General features: G+C 70.7%; 26 protein-coding genes and 1 pseudogene. 16 read left to right on the forward strand and 11 right to left on the reverse strand.

The features are described 5' to 3' along the window. Positions 1-78: 78 nt before the first annotated feature. The 4 genes from ACIA79_RS16800 to ACIA79_RS16815 form a co-directional block, all read right to left on the reverse strand. Entirely contained in the window at positions 79-747 is a 669-nt protein-coding gene (locus ACIA79_RS16800) for a small secreted protein (protein WP_399429021.1), read from the reverse strand. A gap of 188 nt (positions 748-935) precedes the next feature. Then, the gene (locus ACIA79_RS16805; RefSeq protein WP_399429022.1) at positions 936-3323 is read right to left on the reverse strand and encodes a sodium-translocating pyrophosphatase; all 2388 of its coding nucleotides are present in this window, start codon (positions 3321-3323) and stop codon (positions 936-938) included. A gap of 282 nt (positions 3324-3605) precedes the next feature. Continuing rightward, the gene (locus ACIA79_RS16810; protein ID WP_399429023.1) at positions 3606-4067 is read right to left on the reverse strand and encodes an ATP-binding protein; all 462 of its coding nucleotides are present in this window, start codon (positions 4065-4067) and stop codon (positions 3606-3608) included. 152 nt (positions 4068-4219) lie between these two features. Next, on the reverse strand, positions 4220-4573 hold the full coding sequence (locus ACIA79_RS16815; RefSeq protein ID WP_031077556.1) for an STAS domain-containing protein: 354 nt from the start codon (positions 4571-4573) through the stop codon (positions 4220-4222). An 80-nt stretch (positions 4574-4653) separates the two neighbouring features. Here ACIA79_RS16815 and ACIA79_RS16820 point away from each other — a divergent pair, with 80 nt between their 5' ends. Continuing rightward, positions 4654-7131 (forward strand): DEAD/DEAH box helicase, encoded by a 2478-nt coding sequence (locus ACIA79_RS16820; RefSeq protein ID WP_399429024.1) that lies wholly within the window; start codon positions 4654-4656, stop codon positions 7129-7131. On the opposite strand, the gene ACIA79_RS16825 is transcribed toward ACIA79_RS16820, so the two are convergent. The 6 genes and pseudogenes from ACIA79_RS16825 to ACIA79_RS16850 form a co-directional block, all read right to left on the reverse strand. Next, complete coding sequence (locus tag ACIA79_RS16825; protein ID WP_399429025.1) at positions 7073-7447, reverse strand: Rv3654c family TadE-like protein; 375 nt, start codon at positions 7445-7447, stop codon at positions 7073-7075. The two genes, ACIA79_RS16820 and ACIA79_RS16825, sit on opposite strands and share 59 nt — an antisense overlap. Beyond that, complete coding sequence (locus tag ACIA79_RS16830; protein WP_399429026.1) at positions 7444-7869, reverse strand: TadE family type IV pilus minor pilin; 426 nt, start codon at positions 7867-7869, stop codon at positions 7444-7446. The genes ACIA79_RS16825 and ACIA79_RS16830 overlap by 4 nt, the downstream gene beginning before the upstream one ends. After that, positions 7856-8044, reverse strand: coding sequence for a DUF4244 domain-containing protein (locus tag ACIA79_RS16835; RefSeq protein ID WP_399429027.1), 189 nt, complete (start codon positions 8042-8044; stop codon positions 7856-7858). Before ACIA79_RS16835 ends, ACIA79_RS16830 begins: the two co-directional genes overlap by 14 nt. A gap of 186 nt (positions 8045-8230) precedes the next feature. Next, complete coding sequence (locus ACIA79_RS16840; RefSeq protein WP_399429028.1) at positions 8231-9028, reverse strand: type II secretion system F family protein; 798 nt, start codon at positions 9026-9028, stop codon at positions 8231-8233. Further along, positions 9025-9867, reverse strand: coding sequence for a type II secretion system F family protein (locus tag ACIA79_RS16845; protein ID WP_399429176.1), 843 nt, complete (start codon positions 9865-9867; stop codon positions 9025-9027). The genes ACIA79_RS16840 and ACIA79_RS16845 overlap by 4 nt, the downstream gene beginning before the upstream one ends. A gap of 50 nt (positions 9868-9917) precedes the next feature. Continuing rightward, positions 9918-10496, reverse strand: a pseudogene (locus ACIA79_RS16850) (ATPase, T2SS/T4P/T4SS family); the annotation flags it as partial. A 36-nt stretch (positions 10497-10532) separates the two neighbouring features. Here ACIA79_RS16850 and ACIA79_RS16855 point away from each other — a divergent pair. Further along, the gene (locus ACIA79_RS16855; protein ID WP_399429029.1) at positions 10533-12056 is read left to right on the forward strand and encodes a recombinase family protein; all 1524 of its coding nucleotides are present in this window, start codon (positions 10533-10535) and stop codon (positions 12054-12056) included. A 21-nt stretch (positions 12057-12077) separates the two neighbouring features. On the opposite strand, the gene ACIA79_RS16860 is transcribed toward ACIA79_RS16855, so the two are convergent. Next, positions 12078-13157, reverse strand: coding sequence for a helix-turn-helix domain-containing protein (locus ACIA79_RS16860; RefSeq protein ID WP_399429030.1), 1080 nt, complete (start codon positions 13155-13157; stop codon positions 12078-12080). A gap of 197 nt (positions 13158-13354) precedes the next feature. On the opposite strand from ACIA79_RS16860, the gene ACIA79_RS16865 reads away from it, so the two are divergent. From ACIA79_RS16865 to ACIA79_RS16930, 14 genes are all read left to right on the forward strand, one after another. After that, complete coding sequence (locus ACIA79_RS16865; RefSeq protein WP_399429031.1) at positions 13355-13636, forward strand: DNA-binding protein; 282 nt, start codon at positions 13355-13357, stop codon at positions 13634-13636. A gap of 23 nt (positions 13637-13659) precedes the next feature. Beyond that, positions 13660-14001: a hypothetical protein gene (locus ACIA79_RS16870; protein ID WP_399429032.1), complete on the forward strand. Its 342-nt coding sequence runs from the start codon at positions 13660-13662 to the stop codon at positions 13999-14001. Next, positions 13998-14555, forward strand: coding sequence for a hypothetical protein (locus tag ACIA79_RS16875; RefSeq protein ID WP_399429033.1), 558 nt, complete (start codon positions 13998-14000; stop codon positions 14553-14555). Before ACIA79_RS16870 ends, ACIA79_RS16875 begins: the two co-directional genes overlap by 4 nt. Further along, complete coding sequence (locus tag ACIA79_RS16880; protein WP_399429034.1) at positions 14552-14731, forward strand: hypothetical protein; 180 nt, start codon at positions 14552-14554, stop codon at positions 14729-14731. The genes ACIA79_RS16875 and ACIA79_RS16880 overlap by 4 nt, the downstream gene beginning before the upstream one ends. Next, positions 14728-15051 (forward strand): hypothetical protein, encoded by a 324-nt coding sequence (locus ACIA79_RS16885; RefSeq protein WP_399429035.1) that lies wholly within the window; start codon positions 14728-14730, stop codon positions 15049-15051. Before ACIA79_RS16880 ends, ACIA79_RS16885 begins: the two co-directional genes overlap by 4 nt. Next, positions 15048-15296: a hypothetical protein gene (locus ACIA79_RS16890; RefSeq protein WP_399429036.1), complete on the forward strand. Its 249-nt coding sequence runs from the start codon at positions 15048-15050 to the stop codon at positions 15294-15296. The genes ACIA79_RS16885 and ACIA79_RS16890 overlap by 4 nt, the downstream gene beginning before the upstream one ends. 78 nt (positions 15297-15374) lie before the next feature. Next, positions 15375-16313, forward strand: coding sequence for a bifunctional DNA primase/polymerase (locus ACIA79_RS16895; RefSeq protein WP_399429037.1), 939 nt, complete (start codon positions 15375-15377; stop codon positions 16311-16313). Continuing rightward, positions 16310-17479, forward strand: a complete 1170-nt coding sequence (locus ACIA79_RS16900) for an AAA family ATPase (RefSeq protein ID WP_399429038.1) — start codon at positions 16310-16312, stop codon at positions 17477-17479. Before ACIA79_RS16895 ends, ACIA79_RS16900 begins: the two co-directional genes overlap by 4 nt. 157 nt (positions 17480-17636) lie before the next feature. Continuing rightward, complete coding sequence (locus tag ACIA79_RS16905; protein ID WP_399429039.1) at positions 17637-17888, forward strand: hypothetical protein; 252 nt, start codon at positions 17637-17639, stop codon at positions 17886-17888. Next, positions 17885-18043, forward strand: a complete 159-nt coding sequence (locus tag ACIA79_RS16910; protein ID WP_399429040.1) for a hypothetical protein — start codon at positions 17885-17887, stop codon at positions 18041-18043. Before ACIA79_RS16905 ends, ACIA79_RS16910 begins: the two co-directional genes overlap by 4 nt. Positions 18044-18135: 92 nt before the next feature. Further along, entirely contained in the window at positions 18136-18657 is a 522-nt protein-coding gene (locus ACIA79_RS16915; protein ID WP_399429041.1) for a single-stranded DNA-binding protein, read from the forward strand. Positions 18658-18704: 47 nt separating this feature from the next. Continuing rightward, complete coding sequence (locus ACIA79_RS16920) at positions 18705-18902, forward strand: hypothetical protein (RefSeq protein WP_399429042.1); 198 nt, start codon at positions 18705-18707, stop codon at positions 18900-18902. Next, the gene (locus ACIA79_RS16925) at positions 18899-19588 is read left to right on the forward strand and encodes a hypothetical protein (RefSeq protein WP_399429043.1); all 690 of its coding nucleotides are present in this window, start codon (positions 18899-18901) and stop codon (positions 19586-19588) included. Before ACIA79_RS16920 ends, ACIA79_RS16925 begins: the two co-directional genes overlap by 4 nt. A gap of 208 nt (positions 19589-19796) precedes the next feature. Continuing rightward, positions 19797-20048, forward strand: a complete 252-nt coding sequence (locus ACIA79_RS16930) for a hypothetical protein (protein WP_399429044.1) — start codon at positions 19797-19799, stop codon at positions 20046-20048. The last annotated feature ends 30 nt before the right edge of the window (positions 20049-20078 follow it).

Consider the following 20078-nt stretch of genomic DNA (forward strand, 5'->3'; position numbering starts at 1 on the left):
GACAACCGCCGATCGGCCCGGCGCCCTCCTGGTGACGGGGGAACCGGGCCGGTCGGGCCGTGCCGCGCAGGGCGCTCGCTAAGCGCGCTTGCTCGGCGAGGCGGAGGCCGCAGCGGAGGCGGAGGCTCCGGCGGAACCGGAAGCGGCGGCCGAAGGGGAGCCCGCAGAACCGGGCTTGGCCGGCGGGGCGCTGGGCGCCACGCTCGCCGTGGCCTTCTGGCAGCCGGGCTGCCTGGCCATCGCCTGGCCCAACTGGCCTTCCTGGAGCTTGGCGAGCGCGTCCTGGTCCATCTTCTCGATCTTCTTCAGGCCGTTCGCGACCCCCGACAGACCGTCCGCGAACTTCTGCTGGTCCTTCGGGTCGAGCGCGTCGACCTGCTTCTTCAGGCCCTCGTACGCCGCGGCGGTGGCGTTCAGCTCCTTGACCGCGTCCTGCTGCAGCTTGTCGCCGTTCTCGACGGGCGGCACGCCGGCGTCCTGGACCGCCTTGGCGAGCGCCTTGTCGGCGTCGGCGATGTCCTGGAATGCCTTCGAGTCCGCCGCCTGGATGTCGGCGGGCTTGCCGTCGGCCGCGGTCGAGATGATGGCCTGCTGGGCGTTGGCCCGCTTCTGGATCTGAGGCTGCGCCTGGTCGCAGACCTTCTTGGCCCAGGCGTCGACCTTGCCGTCCTCGTCGTCACCGCAGCCCGACAGTACGAGCGTCAGTACCGCACCGCCGGACAGTGCGGCTGCAAGCTTCTTGTTCACCGGATTGGTCCCTTTCCAAGGCTCTCGGCCCCGGAACATACACGCCAAGTGGGCGACATTCGCGTGTCGTGTGACTGTTTCATCCGCTTTCGTAGCCGATTGCACCAAGGGAGAGACACCTCACCACGGCGTGCGGACGGGCGGACAGAACGTCAACTCGTTCCATCCGCCCGTCACCTGATCAGGCGCTATACCGCTGACGCCTTACTGGTCACTCGTTCGGGTGAGTTGTTTTCGTCACCCATGGACACGGTGCGCCGCTTGGAGACGTACACCGCCACGACGATGACGACGATCGAGAGGGCCGCCGCCCCCGCCCGTACGCCTGCGCTGGCGTCGTCGCCGTAACTGAACTGCACGACGGCGGGCGCGATGAGCAGGGCGACCAGGTTCATGACCTTCAGCAGCGGGTTGATCGCCGGTCCGGCGGTGTCCTTGAAGGGGTCGCCGACGGTGTCGCCGATGACGGTCGCGGCGTGCGCCTCGCTGCCCTTGCCGCCGTGGTGCCCGTCCTCGACGAGCTTCTTGGCGTTGTCCCAGGCGCCGCCGGAGTTGGCGAGGAAGACGGCCATCAGGGTGCCGGTGCCGATGGCACCCGCGAGGTACGCGCCGAGGGCTCCGACACCGAGGGTGAAGCCGACGGCGATCGGGGCCATGACCGCGAGCAGGCCCGGGGTGGCCAGCTCGCGCAGTGCGTCCTTGGTGCAGATGTCGACGACGCGTCCGTACTCGGGCTTCTCCCGGTAGTCCATGATCCCGGGGTGCTCGCGGAACTGCCGGCGCACCTCGTAGACAACCGATCCGGCCGACCGCGACACCGCGTTGATCGCCAGTCCGGAGAAGAGGAAGACGACCGCGGCGCCGAGGATCAGCCCGACCAGGTTGTTCGGCTGGGAGATGTCCATGATCAGGTTGCGCTCGGTGGCCCGGGCGCCCACGTCGGCGACGGCCGTGGCGATGGCGTCGCGGTACGCCCCGAAGAGCGCGGCCGCCGCCAGGACGGCGGTGGCGATCGCGATGCCCTTGGTGATCGCCTTGGTGGTGTTGCCGACGGCGTCGAGGTCGGTGAGGACCTGGGCGCCGGCGCCCTGGACGTCGCCGGACATCTCGGCGATGCCCTGCGCGTTGTCGGAAACCGGGCCGAAGGTGTCCATGGCGACGATCACGCCGACGGTGGTGAGCAGACCGGTGCCGGCCAGCGCCACCGCGAAGAGCGCGAGGGTGATCGACGCGCCGCCGAGCAGGAACGCCCCGTACACCGACAGGCCGATCAGCAGCGCGGTGTAGACGGCGGACTCCAGGCCGACCGAGATGCCGGCGAGGACGACCGTGGCGGGTCCGGTGAGCGAGGACTTGCCGATGTCCCGGACCGGGCGCCGGCTGGTCTCGGTGAAGTATCCGGTCAGCTGCTGGATCAGCGCGGCGAGCACGATGCCGATGGCGACCGCCACGAGCGCGAACACCCGCGGGTCGCCGCTGTGCGTCCTGATGGCGGACTCGGTCACGCCCTCCAGAGCGGCGAAGGAGGACGGGAGGTAGACGAAGACCGCCACGGCGACCAGCACGAGGGAGGTCACGGCCGAGATGAAGAAGCCGCGGTTGATGGCGGTCATGCCGCTGCGGTCGGCGCGCCGCGGGGCGACCGCGAAGATGCCGATCATCGCGGTGACCACGCCGATCGCCGGCACGATCAGGGGGAACGCCAGTCCGAGGTCGCCGAAGGCGGCCTTGCCGAGGATCAGCGCGGCGACGAGCGTCACGGCGTACGACTCGAACAGGTCGGCCGCCATGCCGGCGCAGTCACCGACGTTGTCGCCGACGTTGTCGGCGATCGTGGCGGCGTTGCGCGGGTCGTCCTCCGGGATGCCCTGCTCGACCTTGCCCACGAGGTCGGCGCCGACGTCGGCCGCCTTGGTGAAGATGCCACCGCCGACACGCATGAACATGGCGATGAGCGCGGCGCCGAGACCGAAGCCCTCCAGCACCTTGGGGGCGTCGGCGGCGTAGACGAGGACCACGCAGGAGGCGCCGAGCAGGCCGAGGCCCACCGTGAACATGCCGACGACGCCTCCCGTACGGAAAGCGATCTTCATGCTCCGGTGCGAGACGGTCCTCAGGTCCTTTTCCGGCTGGCCGTCCTCGGGAGTCGCCTCCCGCGCGGCCGCCGCCACCCGCACATTCGCGCGCACGGCGAGCCGCATGCCGATGTATCCGATCACCGCCGAGAAAAGCGCGCCGACCAGGAAGAACAGGGAGCGTCCCGCCCGCTGCGAGAAGTTGTCCGCCGGCAGCAGCATCAGCAGGAAGAAGACGACGACGGCGAAGACCGCGAGGGTCCGCAACTGCCGCGCCAAATAGGCATTCGCGCCTTCCTGCACGGCGGCCGCGATCTGCTTCATGGCGGACGTGCCTTCACCGGCGGCCAGGACCTGGCGCACCAGCAGCTGGGCCACGACCAGGGCCGCCAGGGCCACGGCCGCGATGACGATCACGATCACGCGGTTGCCGTCGGTCAGCACCGCGGCAGCGAGAGAAGTGGAGTGCCCGGACAGTTGTGTTTCGAAGAGCCCCGCCATTCGTCCTCCTTGACGTCAGAAGAGCTCAAGATGTGGACGGATTGTAGGGAGCGGAACCCGATCAAAACAGGGCGCCGAAGAACAGAATTGACCTTCCTTGGCCGGTCGGCAATAGATCGGTTTCAGCAATACACCCGAAAGCAGTAATGCCTTTGATCCATTGACCGGTGATCGACGATCTTTTCCGGGCCCGCCCACCGATCACGGAAAAGGAAAAAGACCCTGCTCAGCGGTGCTGAGAGGGCCTTTCGGAATCGCCGTACGGGGAGCCGGCTCCCGGCGTCAGGGCAGGACGGTCGCCGGAGTGGTGGGCCAGCTCATTCGGATGACGCCGCCGTGCTCACCGGCGGACACCTCGACGTCGTCGACGAGCCCGCTGATGACGGCGAGGCCCATCTCGTCCTCGCCCTCCACGTCGTCGAAGTCCTCGGCCGGCGGGGCGGGGTCCCCGGTCACCGGGACACCGGCGGCACCGGCCGCCGCCACCACGGCACCCGGCACCTCGTCGCCGACCTCGATGGAGAAGGACTTGTCCTCCTCGGTCAGGACGACGTGGATCGGGGAGGACACGTCGTTGCTGCGGTGCAGCCCCACCGCGCGGGAGCACGCCTCGCCGACGGCGAGCCTGACCTCGTCCAGCACGGCTTCGTCGACTCCCGCCCTGCGCGCCACGGCGGCCGCCACCAGGCGGGCCGTCCTGACGTGCTCGGGCTGGGCGCTGAAGCGGAGTTCAACGGTGGCCATGCGATCCCCCTCGGACATGAGAGCGTGCGTCCCAGAGGACCGGGCTGGACGCCCGGCACCTCTGCCCTATCCTCCGGAAAGCCTCTGGAGGGCCCGGCGGAAGCCTCCGCGGAGGCCTCACCCAAAGCCCGACCGGAAGCCTCTCGGCGACCTCAGTCGGTCGCGTTGACCGCTTCCTCGACCGTGGTGTGGATCGGGAACACCTTGGTCAGACCGGTGATCCGGAAGATCTTGAGAATGCGCTCCTGGTTGCAGACCAGGCGCAGCGAGCCTTCGTGCGCGCGCACGCGCTTCAGGCCGCCCACGAGCACGCCGAGGCCGGTCGAGTCGAGGAAGTCCACACCCTCCATGTCGACAACCAGGTGGTAGCTGCCGTCATTCACCAACTCGACCAACTGCTCGCGCAGCTTGGGCGCGGTATACACATCAATCTCGCCACCGACCTCGACGACCGTACGGTCGCCACCAGGGCCGGACACATTGCGAGTCGACAGGGACAGGTCCACGGATCCTCCAGCACCTTGCTATCGAGCGGTCGCCCCCTCGGGTCTCCCCAGCGGAGCCGGGGGACGTATCGCCAGCCGCGATGGCATTCAATCACTTACCAGCAGCCATGCACGACGCCTTGGGAGCATTGTCGGTCACGCCGGTGACAGACTCGGTGCCGATGGCCACGAATCACCGTCCCAGTCGCCCTCCCGAGAACGGGGGCTCCCGCCCCTCCCCCGGTACGGTCCTCGACCGGCTCACCACGGGGGCGAACCGGGCTGCGCGCATCACTCATACGGAGCACCTGCCCCCTCGGGCGGGTCGGCATGCCCTCTGGCCCGATCGCATCCGGCCCGAAGTGATCAAGGCCATTCAGGCGGTCGGTATCGACCATCCGTGGGCCCACCAGGCGGCCGCCGCCGAGCGCGCCCTGGACGGCGAGTCGGTCGTGATCGCCACCGGAACCGCGTCGGGCAAGTCCCTGGCGTACCTGGCGCCCGTCCTGTCCACCCTGCTGGACGGATCCGAGGCCCCCAACGGCCGGGGGGCCACGGCCCTGTACCTGGCCCCCACGAAGGCCCTCGCCGCCGATCAGCGCCGCTCGGTGCGGGAGCTGGCCGCTCCGCTGGGCAACCGGATCCGGCCCGCCGTGTACGACGGTGACACGCCGGTCGAGGAGCGCGAATGGGTCCGCCAGTACGCCAACTACGTGCTGACCAACCCCGACATGCTCCACCGGGGCATACTCCCCTCCCACCCCCGCTGGGCCTCTTTCCTGCGCGCCCTGCGCTACGTCGTCATCGACGAGTGCCACACCTACCGGGGTGTCTTCGGCTCCCACGTCGCCCAGGTGCTGCGCCGGCTGCGCCGGCTGTGCGCCCGCTACGGCTCCTCCCCCGTCTTCCTCCTCGCCTCCGCCACCGCGGCCCGCCCGGCCGTGGCTGCCGGCCGCCTCACCGGTCTGCCCGTCTCCGAGGTCGCCGACGACGCCTCCCCGCGCGGCGAGCTGGTCTTCGCCCTGTGGGAGCCGCCGCTGACCGAACTGCAGGGCGAACAGGGCGCCCCGGTACGGCGGACCGCCACCGCCGAGGCCGCCGACCTCCTGACCGACCTGACCGTCCAGGGCATCCGGTCGGTCGCCTTCGTCCGCTCCCGGCGCGGCGCCGAGCTGATCTCGGTCATCGCAAAGGAGCGCCTCGCCGAGGTCGACCGCTCGCTGCCCCAGCGGGTCGCCGCCTACCGGGGCGGCTACCTGCCCGAGGAGCGCCGGGCCCTGGAACGCGCCCTGCACTCCGGAGAGCTGCTGGGCCTCGCCGCGACCACCGCCCTGGAGCTGGGCATCGACGTCTCGGGCCTGGACGCCGTCGTGATCGCCGGCTATCCCGGCACCCGGGCGTCGCTGTGGCAGCAGGCGGGCCGCGCCGGACGGTCCGGGCAGGGGGCGCTGGCCGTCCTCGTCGCCCGCGACGACCCCCTGGACACGTACCTCGTCCACCATCCGGAGGCCCTCTTCCGCCAGCCGGTGGAATCGACCGTCCTCGACCCGGACAACCCCTACGTCCTCGCCCCCCATCTGTGCGCTGCGGCGGCGGAGCTGCCGCTCACCGAGTCCGACATGGTGCTGTTCGGCCCGGCCGTCCCCGACCTGCTGCCGCAGCTGGAGTCGGCCGGCCTGCTGCGGCGGCGCGCGTCCGGGTGGTACTGGACCCGCCGTGAGCGTGCCGCCGACCTCACCGACATCCGGGGGGAGGGCGGCAGCCCGGTCCGGATCGTCGAGGCGGGGACGGGCCGGCTGCTCGGCACGGTCGACGAGTCCGCCGCGCACACGGCCGTCCACGAGGGCGCCGTCCACCTCCACATGGGCCGTACCTACCTCGTCCGGAGCCTGGACCTGGCGGACTCGGTCGCCCTCGTAGAGGAGGCGAGCCCGCCGTACTCCACCACCGCCCGCGACACCACCTCCATCTCCGTCCTGGACACCGACACCGAGGTCCCGTGGGGCGACGGCCGCCTGTGCTACGGCTCCGTCGAGGTCACCAACCAGGTCGTCTCCTTCCTGCGCCGCCGCATGATCACCGGCGAGGTGCTCGGCGAGACGAAGCTGGACCTGCCGCCGCGCACCCTGCGCACCCGCGCCGTGTGGTGGACGGTCACCGAGGACCAGCTGGACGCCGCACGGGTGAACCCGGAGCAGCTGGGCGGCGCCCTGCACGCCGCGGAGCACGCGTCCATCGGCCTGCTCCCGCTCTTCGCCACCTGCGACCGCTGGGACATCGGTGGCGTGTCCGTACCGCTCCACCCCGACACGCTGCTCCCGACGGTCTTCGTCTACGACGGCCATCCGGGTGGCGCGGGCTTCGCCGAACGGGCCTTCCACACCGCCCGCGAGTGGCTCACCGCGACCCGCGAGGCGATCGCGTCGTGCGAGTGCGAGGCGGGCTGCCCGTCCTGCATCCAGTCGCCCAAGTGCGGCAACGGCAACGACCCGCTGCACAAGCGGGGCGCCGTCCGCCTCCTCACGGAACTGCTGCGGGGAGCCCCGGAAACGCCCCCGGAGGACCCGCCCGCGCCCTGACCCGCGGCGCGTAGGGCCCGAACCGCGCCCGCGCGGTCACGTCCGCGATCTCCCCCCGCACCCTGCACCGCACCAGTTCGGCCCGCTGCGCCGCCGCGACCGCCCCCGCCGCCTCGCAGGCGGCGGCCGGGCCCCACAAGGCCCGGTCGGCCGCCGCGAGGGCGGCCAGGTCCGCCGCACCGCCGGCCCGGTGCCGGGCGGCGACGGCCTGACCCAGGGCGAGCACCGCCGCGAAGACCGCGCACAGCACGCTCGCGGCCACGGCCACCCACACGGTCGCCGAGCCCCGGTCCGCGGTGCGCGCCGGCGGCCTCACGTCCCCGCCCCCGCCGCCGACGGCCACCCGGCGGACGCGCCGGTCCCGGGCGGTACGCCCACCGTGTCCTCGGCGAGTGCCGCCGCCTGGGCCCTGAGGGTCACGGCGAGCGCACCCGGGCCCGGCGCCGGCGCCTCCACCTCGACGCGCCACAACTCCCCGACCCGTGCCACCGACACCCGCGACCCGGCCGGGGCGGCCGCGCGAGCCGCCGCGACGGCCGCCTCCCGCGGCTCCGAACGGGCCGCCGCCCGCGCCCCGGCGCGCGCCGCGTCCACGCACTGGATCTGCGCGGCGGCCGCCACCAGGCCCCAGACCAGCGCCATGGTGAAGACCACCAGCGCGGGCAGCGCCACCGCGGCCTCCGCGGTCACCGAGCCGCGGTCGGCACCGCTCCGGGCACGCGTCTCAGAACCCCGCATCGAGCGCCCTCCCGATCACCGACTCCAGCCGGGCCGACACGGCGCCGCTCGTCACGATCTTGTACAGCACCGCCGCGAAGGCGCAGGCGGCGAGCGTGCCCATCGCGTACTCGGACGTGGTCATTCCCCCGTCGCCCCGCAGTCGCGCGCACGCTGCCCTCAACCGGTTCCACATGACGGTCCCCCTTCGAAATTCGTCGGTTCTTCCTGATGACAGGTCCCAGAAGCCCGGGTCACAGCGGCCCGGGTCGCAGAAGCCCGAGTCACAGCGGTTCGGGTCGGAGCGGCTCGCTCGCGGCCTGCTCCAGCCGCGCCATTCCGGCAGCCGACGGTCACCGCCGCCCCCGTGCAGGCACCCGGGTCACAGCAGTTCGCTCGCCAGGCCCACGACCACCGGTGCCACGCCGACCGCGAGGAACGCGGGCAGGAAGCAGAGACCCACCGGAGCGGTGATCAGCACCTGTGCCCGCTGCGCCCGGGCCGCCGCCGACCGCACCTGTTCCGCCCGCAGCGCGGCGGCCTGACGGGACACCGCGTCCGCGGCCGGGGCTCCCGAAGCGGCCGCCCGCTCCAGGCAGCGCGCCAGCCCCTGGGCGCCCGGTATCGCGCCGAAGGCGCCCCACGCGGCGGCCGGTTCACCGCCCAGCCGCAGTTCGGCACCCGCGCGGGCCAGCCGCTCGCCGACCGGGCCACCCAGGCACTCCCCGACCGCCTCCGCCGCCTCGCGCGGCCCCGCGCCCGCCGACAGGCAGGCCGCCAGCAGGTCAGCGGCGAGCGGCAGCCCTCGCGCCACCTCCTCGTCGCGGCCGGGCGGCCGCGGGCGCCGCTGCCACAGCCGTACGCCATAGGCGCAGGCCACCGCGGTCGCGGCGCCCGCGAGTCCACCGACCAGGACGAAGGCCATGACCGCCGCGGCGCACGGGGCCGACCACCCCTTCAGGCCCGCCACGCTGATCAGCCGCACCGGCCGGTCGCGCGAGCCGGCCCGCGACCGGGCGTGGTGCCGGCGGGACGGGATGCGGGGCGCCGCCGACAGCGCCGCAAGCCGTCCCCGGACGCGGTGCTCACGGCGCAGTGCCGCAGCCGACCAGACGGCCCACGCCACGCAGGTGAGCAGGAAGGCGGCCATCGCCAGCCGGTGCGCGGCGCCGGCGTTCACGGCTCCTCCCCGGCGCGCACGATCCGGCCGGCCCACCACAGACCCGCCGCCTCCAGCAGCCCGCCCACGACGAGGCACGCCATTCCCACCGGGGTGTGCAGCAGGACCCGCAGTGGATCGGCGCCCAGCGCCCAGCCCATCGCCAGGGCCACCACCGGCAGCAGTGCCAGCAGCCCCACCGTCGCCCAGGCGCCGGTCAGCTGGGCCCGCAACCGCTCGCGCTGGTCCCGCCGCTCCCTCAGGGCCGCCTCCAGCCGGTCGAGCCCCGCCGCGAGTCCCGCCCCGCCGTCGGCCGCCACCTGCCAGCAGGCCGCCACGCCGGCCAGCCCGTCCGCACCCTCCTGGCGCGCCGCGCGCCGCAGTGCCTCCGGCACGTCACCGCCGAAGCGTGCGGCAGCCAGTACGGCGGCCTCCTCGCCGCCCAGCGCGCCCGTGGGCCCGGCCGCGCACCGCAATGCCTGTCCTGGCTGGCTTCCGGCGCGCAGTTCGCCCGCCACCGTCGAGCACAGCGCGATCACCGCCTCCGCCCGCCGGTCGCCGGCCCGTCCCCGTTCCCTCGCGAGCAGCTGCCGCCTCACCAGCGGCACCGCCGCACCGCCCGCGAGCAACGGCAGGACGGACTGGCCCAGCACCGCAACGGCTGCCCCCAGCGCGAGGCACAGCCACTCCCGGCGGAGCCGTATCCCCGGCCAGGGGCGCCGCCGGAGCCACGGCACCGGCGGGCCCACCGCGCTCCCGCCCGCGAACATCAGCCGCGCCCGCCGCGAGCCCCGGTCGCCGCCCGCCAGCAGCCGGGCGGCCGCACCCGCGCAGAGCGCCGCCGCCCAGGCCGCGTACATCCCCGCCGCCTCCGGCGTGTACACCGACGCGTACGCCGGCTGTTGCGTCATCATCGCGCACCCCCGATCAGCGACCGCAGCCGCTCCCAGCCCCGCTCGTACAGGAATCCGTCCGCGCCCCACCGCAGGGCGGGCGCGGTCACCACCAGCCCCTGCGGGTCCCGCTCCAGCACGTGCACCTCGGCGATCCGGCGCCGCCCGCCCCGGTCACGGGCCAGGTGCACGACCACCGACAGTCCCGCCGCCAGCTGGCTGTGCAGGGCCGCCCGGTCGAGCCCGGCGGCCGTGCCGAGCGCCTCCAGACGGGCCGGCACATCGGAGGCGGTGTTGGCGTGCACCGTGCCGCAGCCGCCTTCGTGGCCGGTGTTCAGGGCGGCCAGCAGCTCGGTCACCTCGGCACCGCGCACCTCTCCCACCACCAGCCGGTCGGGCCGCATCCGCAGCGCCTGCCGCACGAGGTCGCGCAGCGTCACCCGGCCGGCTCCCTCCTGGTTGGGAGGCCGGGCCTCCAGCCGCACCACATGGGGGTGGTCGGGCCGCAGCTCGGCGGAGTCCTCCGCCAGCACGATCCGCTCCCGCTCGCCCACCAGGCCCAGCAGCGTGGAGAGCAGCGTCGTCTTGCCGAAACCCACGACAAGACACCGCTAACAGGCCACACTTAGGCCATGCCGCTGAATCTCGAGGCCGCCATCGCAGCCACTCGCCGCGTCATCCGCTGCTACATCTACGCCCGCATCTCGCAGGACCGAGAGGGCGCCGGCCTCGGCACGCAGCGCCAGATCGACGACTGCCACGGCCTCGCCGAACGGCTCTCAACACCCGAAGTCGAGTACCGCGTCGTGCGCATCTTCGTGGACAACGACATCTCCGCGTACTCCGGCAAGCCCCGCAAGGACTACCGCGAGATGCTCAGCGGCCTCGACGACGGCGACGCCACCGTCGTCCTCGCCTGGCACACCGACCGTCTCCACAGGTCGACCCGCGAACTGGACGACTTCATCGACCTGTCCGAACGGCGCGGCGTCACGACCCACACCGTCCAGGCCGGACACATCGACCTGTCGACGCCGTCGGGCCGGATGACCGCCCGCATCCTGGGGGCCGTCGCGCGCCAGGAGTCGGAGCACAAGGGCGCCCGCGTCGCCCGGGCCCGGCTACAGAAGGCCAAGGCCGGCGAATGGGGCGGCGGGATTCGCCCGTTCGGGTGGGGCGTGCCGACCGGCGAGATGCGCACGAAGGTCGACAAGGAGACCGGCAATGAGATCCAGGTGCCCGTCCTCGACATGAACAAGGCCGTCCCCGAGGAGGCAGCAGCGATCGACACCGGACACGACATGCTCCTGTCCGGCGGCTCGGTCAAGGGCTGGGTCCGCTGGCTGGCCGACAAGGGGTTCACCACCACCCGCGGCAACCCGATCGGGGACACGGAAGCCCGGGACATGCTGCTCCGCCCCAGGAACGCCGGCATCGCCGTCTACAGGGGCGAGGAGATCGGCACAGGGGCTTGGGACGCCATCGTCTCCGAAGCGAAGCACAGGGCCGTCGTAGCGATCCTGAAGGACCCGTCCCGACGCACCTCGCCCGGCGCCCAGCCAAGATGGTTCGGCTCGCTCATCTACCGCTGCGGGCTGCCCGGCTGCACCGAAACCATGACGTCCGGCCAGGCCGGCGGAGCAGGGCACCCGAGCTACCGCTGCAAGTCCAAGCACGGCGGAGGTCGACGGGCCGACAAGCTCGACGAGTACATCGAGGACCTCATCATCGAGCGCCTGTCCCGGCCGGACGCTGCGGACCTGCTACTGCCCGGTCCCGGCGACGTGGACGTGGCCGCCCTGCAGGTCGAGAGCGAGCAGATCCGGCGTCGGCTCACGGACCTTGCCGGCCTGTTCGGCGCCGGTCAGATCACGATGGCCCAGTTCGCCGAAGGATCAGACACGGCGCGGGCTCAGCTGGAGGGCGTCAACAAGCAGCTGGCGCGGGCCGCGGTGACGGACCCGCTGGTGCCCCTGGTGGGCGCGCCAGACGTGCGCAAGGCATGGAACGACATGCCACTGGACCAGCGGCGCGCGGTCCTGCGGTCACTGGCAACCGTCACGGTACGACCCGCCCGCCGCGGGCGGATGCCCGACGGCGGCTACTTCGACTACGAGACGATCGACGTGCTGTGGAAGCGCCAACCAGGAGCATGACCAAAATGGCGTGGCGAACCTCTACGACTCCCCAGCGCCGTATTCACGCAGCACTTCAGAAAAAGCCGCTGCAATTTCTCTTTTGAGGTGCGGCCGCAACTCATTCATGATCTCAATGGCATCAGACTCGGAAAGTCGACCAGGGGCGCCAGAAAGTTCGGTTGAATTTTCCGGTGCTTCAATGTCAACCTCATCAACATCGCTCGCGGTCGGAATAACCTCCAGCGCCTCAGGGAGCATCTCCCGCCGCTTGTCCATGTCATCAAGAGCGACAGGAGCATCCGGGTCCAGGTACATGAGCTTCTTGAAAAGGAGCGGCGGCACAAGTCCCCTCGCCTTGATCTCCTTACGCGACTCCAGCAGGCGCCCCTGAGCCTTCACTACCTGCTCCTCAAGCCTTTCGACACGGTCCCTTGCATACCGATACTGCGCAGCTCGGGATTGATACATCTGCACGGTCGAATAAATGCGGTCATGTTCATCTTTAAGATCCCTGAAGTAATCGTAATCCACATGACCGCCAGCCTTGATGGACTCATTCAGTCGCCGCATCTGTTCACCGATTTCCTTCAACTCTGCCATCGCAAGGTCATATCGCCGGAGCGCATCACCATCCTCTTCCGATTGCTGCGAGAACTCCTCTCGCGCTTGATCCCTACGACGGATAGCGCGCATCAGATACTCCATGCGCTCCTCATGCGTGCGGATTAGCCCCAGAGGCGACTCGGCATACTCTTCCACCTCTTCTTCCCCAAGGATCGCTCTGCCGGACAGCCATTCGATCGCCCAAATAGGCTCGGGAAAGCTTCCAGGCAAGTTCTCGCAGTGTTGCGCAAATCCAACGGGAAAGATCAAGACTCCCGGAGGCACGCCTAGCGCTGCCGCCAGCACCAAGACCTCTGCCACGGTCACCGTCGTTCGGCGTCCGCTCTCCAGGTTGGCCAGCACCGAGCGCTGGATTGGCATCCCTAGCTCGACCGTTCGGTCGGAGAGCTGCTGAGCGCTGAGCCCCTTCTTCTGGCGGTACCGCCGCACTTCCCGAGCGATGTTCTGCGTCAGGCGACTGCCCCAGTCCAGGTCAGCTACGTCTTCTTGTGCCATGACAGCGAGGCTCCCACGGAGGTTGTGTCCGCACCAACCGGCAGGGGACGGCCTACGGCGGACGTTGTGTCACAGCGGAGAAGGTGACACAGGTTCTGTGTCTGCACAAGACAACAGCGCTTGACATCGACCGGATGTCCGGAACACACTCCTGTTACTTCCCCAGGAAGCAACTTCCGCAAGGAGTGTCACGAAAGATGACAGCGACTCGAACTGGCTTGACACGCCGCGAGCTCCTCGACCTCCCGGCCGTCGTCGACGTAGAGACAGCAGCGAAGGCGTTCGGACTGGGCCGCACCACCGCATATGTGCTGGCCAAGACAGAAGCATTCCCATGCGCGGTCATCCGCGCCGGCAAGAGCTACCGCGTCATCACCGCCGACATGCTCCGGGTCCTGCAGATCGCCCGGGAAGACAGCGACGACGCCGAGGTTGCCCCCTCAGCGCCGTCGAGCGAACGCCTCACCCAGCCCGCCTGACAGCAGAGAGAGGACGCGTTCAAATGAACACTCTACCGACAACACCCCCCGGCGTGGAGTCGAACGTCGGCCAGCCCGTTCCCACCGTCGAGCACGTCATCGCGGCCCCGTTGCCGCAGCTGCTCGTCGAGCAGAACGCCACCCTGGTCGACATCACCAGCGTCACCCAGTCGTGGTTCTACGGCCAGCTCATCGAGAAGCGGTCCGGCGCTCTGATCCTCGCCATGCCCGCCGGCCAGGACCCCGTCGAGCGCGACGCCGTCGCGCGGCTGCTCATCGCCCACTTCCACGGCCTGGCTGAGGACGCCTTCCCCGCCTCCATGACCGCCACGACTGTCGTCAAGAACGGGAGGGAGGTCCTGTGACCGACTCGATCGCGGCCCGATCAGCCGTCGCACACGCGACGAGTATCTGCCCCGCTCATGACTGGTGCGTCGAGGCTGGAGCTCACTCCACCCACGCGTCCGTATACGTGGAGGCGCCCAACGCGGACGGTCTCGGTGACCGCGTCCTTCCCGCCAGCATCATCGCCGACGAGCAGGGCGCGCCCTTCATCGGGTTCCTCGACCTGGACCTCACCCCGGAGCAGACCCGTGCCCGGTGCGCCGAGCTGCGCGCGCACCTGGATCAGGTTGAGGCCCTGGCTGACCAGCTCGACGGCATCGCGCCTGGCGACCCGGCCGCCGAGACGTACAGCATCACCGCACCCGGCGCCTTCGGACGCTTGATCAACGCCGAGATCTACGAGTCGGACGAGCCCGACAACCCTCACAGCACGATCGCCATCTGGGCCGAGTCGAACTCCAACGCCGAACTGGACGTGACCGGAGCCGCCCAGCTCATCGCTGACCTGGAGCGCTTCATCCCGCGCCTAAGGGCCCTCCGCAAACACCGCGCCGCCCCCCAGGCGCACCGGTGACCGCCGAGCAGGAGACCCCGACGGTCGGGGGCGCCCCCGGGCGGCCGGCGCGGCCCGCGGGCTACTGGGAGCGCATCGACCGCCTCGTCAGCCAGGCGCCGCCACTCACCGACGACCAGCGCGCCAAGCTCCGCACGATCTTCCACCAGGCCAACGTCAACAAGGAGGCGGCGTGAACCCGCTGACGTACACCGAACGTGCCCAGTTCCTCGCCGCCGTCAACGGGTTGGGCGAGGGGTCGGAGATCCAGGACGCGGCACTCCGCCTCGTCGCAGAGGTGGCGGCTGAGACGCCCGCCCCATGGGCTGAGCCTGACCCGCTCGCCGCAGAGCGGTACCTCGCTGCGCGAGGCGCCACCCCCACGGCGGCCGCACAGAACGCCGCCGAGTTCGAAGTGAACCTCCGCGCCATCTACGCGATCGCCACCGGCAAGTTCGCGGAATCGTTCGAGGACCTCGCCCGCTGGATCGAAACCCACGTGGACGGTGCCAAGTGAAGCGCACCGCAGGCCAGTGGCCCATCACCGAGCCCGTCAGCCTCCCCGAGGACGAGGACCAGGGCGCCGCGCACCTCGCGCTCGTCGCCGAGCAGGCCCGGTTCCACGTCACCCTCGGCTCGGTACGCGCCGACCTCGAGGAGCAGCCCAGCCCGATGTGCGTCCGCGCCGCCGCCCGCCGCTGGTGCGAGGCCATCACGGCCATGGCCGAGGACGTCGCCCGCGGCATGCGAGACACCGCATAGCGGCCAGGCGGGCGCTGCTGGCGGCAGCGCCCGCCCCTCACGGACAACCAGACCCTGCTCGAAGAAGAGAGCCCGTTCGTGAAAGTCGGCACCAAGATCCCCGCGCGGCCCCTGGACGCCGCGCTGGCATACGCCGCACTCGGCATCAAGGTCTTCCGCGTCCGCCGCAGCAAGGCCCCCTACGCCAACTGCACGCGCTGCGACAAGCAAAGCAGCCTCTACATCAAGCACCGCCCCGAGGAATGCCGCTGCGGCGTCCCCACCTGCCACGGCTTCTGGGCCGCCACCACCGACACGGACCTGATCCGCCACTGGTGGACCGAGGAACCCGACGCCAACATCGGCGCCCCCTGCAAGCTCAACGGATGGGCCGTCCTCGACATCGACCCCCGCAACGGCGGGAGCCGGTCCCTGGCTGCCCTCGAAGGGCGCGTCGGCGTCCTGCCCGGCACCACCATGCAGATCACCGGCGGGGACGGGCTGCACCTGCTGTACCTCTCCCCCGGCTTCGACCTGCCCGGCGAGCCGTTCCCCGGCATCGACTTCAAGCACAACGGCTACATCCTCCTCGATCCCTCCGTCCATGCCTCAGGCGCCAGGTACCGCTGGGCAGGCGACGGCCTGTTCCGCCTGCCCGCCACCCCCTGGCCGAGCGCGCTGCTGCCCCGTAAGGAGAAGCAGCCGTTGCCCGCTCCCAGCCAGGCACCCCGCCACCCGTTCCCGCGGCCCACGCAGGCCAGCAGGCGGGAAGGCGGTGGGAAGCTGTGGAGCGTCGAGGACCTGGTCCAGCACGTCATGGACTCAGTGGCCGGCGACAAGCAGCGTGGCCGGAACAACAGCCTGTACTTCGCCGCATGCCGCGCTCATGAGCTGGCTGAGCAAGGCCTCATCGACCTCGGCCAGGCGCACACCGCCTTGATGCACGCCGCGGCCGCCGTCGGACTGACCGAGTCGGAAGCCCGGAACTCCTTCGACAGCGCCGCCACCCGCCCGAGCGACCGCAGGCGGGTCGCATGACCACCGACATCGACGCGGCCATGGACGCGTACTTCGGCCCGGACGGCGAGGAGCCGGATCCCTACGACTGGGGAGACGCCGCGCCGGAGCGGACGGAACGAGAGCCAGCGCCTCGCACCTGGGGAGCCCAGGACTTGCGGAGCGTGCTCGACGGCTCATACCAGCCGCCGCAGCCGTCCGTCGGACGGCGGGACGACGGAGCCGGGCTGTTCTACCCGGGGCGCATGAACAGCATCGCCAGCGAGTCAGAAGCCGGGAAGACCTGGTTCGCCCTGATCGCCTGCCTCCAGGAGATCAACGACGGCAACCACGTCCTCTACATCGACTTCGAGGACGACGCAGGCGGCGTCGTCGGTCGCCTCCTCGCCCTCGGCGCCGTACCGGCCGACGTCCTGGACCGGTTCCACTACGTCCGCCCGGAGAACAGCCCGAGCAACATCGACCTGCTCGACCTGGCCCAGCTGCTCCACCTCAGCCCCACCCTCGCCATCGTCGACGGCGTCACCGAAGGCATGTCCCTCTTCGGGCTCGAGCTCAAGGACAACACCGACATCGCCGCCTTCGGCCGCCAGCTGCTGCGCCCCATCGCGGCAGCTGGCGCCGCAGTAGTCACCCTCGACCACGTCGTCAAGTCCAGCGAGAACCGGGGCCGGTACAGCATCGGTGGCGTCCACAAGCTCAACGGCCTCAACGGCGCGATGTACACCCTGGAGAACATCCGGCCGTTCGGCGTCGGCGTCACGGGCAAGTCCCGCATCCGGATCGCGAAGGACCGACCAGCACAGCTACGCAAGAACGGCCTGCCTCACGCCAGCGGCCTGCACTGGTACGCCGACTTGGTCATCAAATCCGAGTCGGCCGAGTTCGCCGAAGCGCACCTGTACGCGCCCGTCCAGCGCGACGAGCAGGAGCGACAGGAGGGCGAGGACCAGAAGCGCATGAACGCCATCAAGCACAAGGTCCTCGAGGCGCTCGGCAAGGCGCGTGCCCCGCTCACCGGCAAGGGCATCGAGGACCGCGTCACCGGCAAGGCCGCGGACGTTCGCCGGGCCGTCGCCGAGCTGGTGGACAGCGGGCAGATCGCGGTAGCTCCCGGCCCCCGGAACGCCACCCTCCACTCGCTCGCCGTAACGACCAAGACCAAGTCCGACGAACACGCCGCATGACCTCGTCCCCACCTCGTCCCCACCTCGTCCGGACGAGGTGAGTGAGACCTCGTCCCTCGTCCCACTCCTTTAGGTGGGACGAGGACGAGGTCACACAGCAACACCAGTCCCAGCGGAACGGGACGAGGACGAGCTCACCAACCACATAAGGAGCCTGATGTACGCCATGCACGCCACCATCGCCCTCGCCCCAGCCGAGCCGGGTTGGAGCGTCACCGTCACCGACCTCAATGACGGGGACCGCATCGTCTGCCCGATCGTCGCCTGGGCCTCCGTCGTCACCGGATTCGACGAGGCTGCGAACCCCGAGACGGAGATCCACCCCGTCTTCCTTGCCCACGGCGCCCTCTGGACCAGCCCCGAGTACCCCAAGGGCCCCGCCCCCGCCATCCAGCCGCCGCTCTCATGAACGTCGCCGACATCGTCGCCGAACGTGTGGCCGCTGCCCGTGCCCGTATCGAGCGGGAGAAGCGCCGCCGCGCAGCCCTCGCCGCCGCCCGCCGCCGCGGCGTCGCCATCAGGCACGCCGCCAAGCTCCGCGAACTCAACTACCGCCGAACCTAGGGCCTTGATCACTTTGCGGACGCCCGTCTAGTGAAAACCCTTGTCACTTTCGCGGCACCCCGAAAACGATCAACCTCCGAGGAGACAGTCCCATGGCTGGAGAGACCACCATCACGATCGTCGGCAACCTGGTCGATGACCCCGAGCTCCGCTTCACCCCGGCCGGCGCCGCGGTCTGCAAGTTCCGCGTCGCCTCCACCCCGAGGACGTTCAACAAGACCACCAACCAGTGGGAGGACGGCGAGGCCCTGTTCCTCACCTGCTCCGTATGGCGCCAGGCCGCCGAGAACGTAGCCGAGACCCTCGGCCGCGGTATGCGCGTCATCGTCCAGGGCCGCCTCAAGCAGCGGTCTTACGAGGACCGCGAGGGCGTCAAGCGGACCGTGTACGAGATCGACGCAGACGAGGTCGGTCCGTCCCTCAGCTATGCATCGGCCGTCGTCACCAAGAAGACCGGCGGTGGCAACCGTGGCGGCACGCCCACGGATGACGGCTGGGGCGGTGCCCGCCCGGCACAGCAGCAGCCCACCGGCGGCGGGTTGGGCACCCCGCCCGCTCCCGCACCGGGGCGCACCCCGGCCTCAGCCGGTGGGTCCGACGAGCCGCCCTTCTAGCCCGCGCCCCGCCCTGCCCCTCCAGCCTTTCGAGCAAGGGAGACCTCGTGACCCCCTCCGAACTCACCGCTTTGTTCCTTGGCTTCGACCTCGGCGTGCTGACCATGGGTGCAGTAATGCTCATCGATCAGTACGCGGACGCCCGACGAATCACGCACAACGCCGATCGTCAGCTCGCCCGCGCCGAGAAGCACCTCGAGGCAGCCGGCTGGCGCGACATCCTGGCTCGGCAGGAGCAGGCGTGAGCATCTGCGGACTGTGTGAGGGCGACGCCGAGGACGGCCAGCTGTGCCGCGGCTGCACCACGGCCACCCTGACCCGCCTCGACTCACTCCCAGGCCTCTACGTCGCGCTGGCCGCCTTCCTGCACCCGGGAGGGCGGGCCAGCGCCCAGTACGGCCGTTCACAGGCTGTGGACGCCCCGCTGCCCGTCTCCGAGCCCGTGCTCAACCTCCGCGGCCCGGGCGGCATCGTCGGCGTCGTGGAGGACTGGCACGCCGCCGTGCACGCCGACCGCTCCATGACCGAGCCGAAGCGGGCGGGGTCGGCCGAGCAGCGGCTGCGTACAGCCGTCGACGCGCTGACCGCCGGCATGCCCTGGATCGCCATGTCCTGGCCCGAGGCCGGCACGTTCGCCAGGGAAATCCGGAACCTCGTCAAGGACATCCTGTCGATCATCGACCCCCGCGACCCGGGCGAGCGCGGGGTACGCCTGGGTGCCTGCCCGGCTGTCGATGAGAGCGGCAACATCTGCGGCGCAGTCCTGCGCCGCTACCCCGGCGAGAAGGCAGTCGCCTGCCGCTGGTGCGGCTGCTCCTTCCCGCCGGCCACCTGGCCCGCCCTGAAGCAGCTCATCGACCACGACGAGCGAATCGAGACGCGTGACCCCGAGGAGGAGACATGCCTGAGCGAATCGTCACCTGCCGCATGACCAACCGGTACGGCAATCGGTGTACCGGCGAAGCGATCGACCCGAACGGCGAGGCCGTGATCTGCGCCCGGCACGCCGCAGAGGTGATGCGCACCGTGCACTCAGCGCGGGAGGGCAGGGCGCGCCAGGCCGATTCCGGCGCGAAGTCACCCAGTTGAGTGACGCTAACTCCTTGCCTAGGACACTGCGTCCTAGTACCGTTGGTGATGTGCCAACCACCGATTGGCGCGAGCGCGTTGAAGCCGAGAATCGGCGGCAGCGCGAGTTGCAAGCAGAGATCGCAGCAAGCGCCCGACGACGAGCCGAAGCGTTCGCGGAAGGTGTCTTGGAACTCGGCAGCAAGTCGGCTGTCGCCCGGGAGATCGGGATCGACGTCCGCGCAGTACGAAGAGCGATCAACGAGTACGGGCCGGCGACTCCACCGCCAGCCACCTCCACAACCGAACAAAGTAACAAGTAGGCCCCCTGGCGAAGGCGACTCCACCGCCAA

Source organism: Streptomyces sp. NPDC051310 (assembly GCF_044455245.1).
GTDB lineage: Bacteria > Actinomycetota > Actinomycetes > Streptomycetales > Streptomycetaceae > Streptomyces.

Coding starts and splice junctions, on each gene's coding strand:
- ACIA79_RS16810 (WP_399429023.1), bottom strand. CDS start 4,067: ATGGCCACCGTTGAACTCCGCTTCAGCGCCCAGCCCGAGCACGTCAGG.
- ACIA79_RS16915 (WP_399429041.1), top strand. CDS start 18,136: ATGGCTGGAGAGACCACCATCACGATCGTCGGCAACCTGGTCGATGAC.
- ACIA79_RS16835 (WP_399429027.1), bottom strand. CDS start 8,044: ATGTGGAACCGGTTGAGGGCAGCGTGCGCGCGACTGCGGGGCGACGGG.
- ACIA79_RS16870 (WP_399429032.1), top strand. CDS start 13,660: ATGAACACTCTACCGACAACACCCCCCGGCGTGGAGTCGAACGTCGGC.
- ACIA79_RS16830 (WP_399429026.1), bottom strand. CDS start 7,869: ATGCGGGGTTCTGAGACGCGTGCCCGGAGCGGTGCCGACCGCGGCTCG.
- ACIA79_RS16855 (WP_399429029.1), top strand. CDS start 10,533: ATGCCGCTGAATCTCGAGGCCGCCATCGCAGCCACTCGCCGCGTCATC.
- ACIA79_RS16820 (WP_399429024.1), top strand. CDS start 4,654: ATGGCATTCAATCACTTACCAGCAGCCATGCACGACGCCTTGGGAGCA.
- ACIA79_RS16860 (WP_399429030.1), bottom strand. CDS start 13,157: ATGGCACAAGAAGACGTAGCTGACCTGGACTGGGGCAGTCGCCTGACG.
- ACIA79_RS16910 (WP_399429040.1), top strand. CDS start 17,885: ATGAACGTCGCCGACATCGTCGCCGAACGTGTGGCCGCTGCCCGTGCC.
- ACIA79_RS16805 (WP_399429022.1), bottom strand. CDS start 3,323: ATGGCGGGGCTCTTCGAAACACAACTGTCCGGGCACTCCACTTCTCTC.
- ACIA79_RS16845 (WP_399429176.1), bottom strand. CDS start 9,867: ATGTACGCGGCCTGGGCGGCGGCGCTCTGCGCGGGTGCGGCCGCCCGG.
- ACIA79_RS16865 (WP_399429031.1), top strand. CDS start 13,355: ATGACAGCGACTCGAACTGGCTTGACACGCCGCGAGCTCCTCGACCTC.
- ACIA79_RS16905 (WP_399429039.1), top strand. CDS start 17,637: ATGTACGCCATGCACGCCACCATCGCCCTCGCCCCAGCCGAGCCGGGT.
- ACIA79_RS16900 (WP_399429038.1), top strand. CDS start 16,310: ATGACCACCGACATCGACGCGGCCATGGACGCGTACTTCGGCCCGGAC.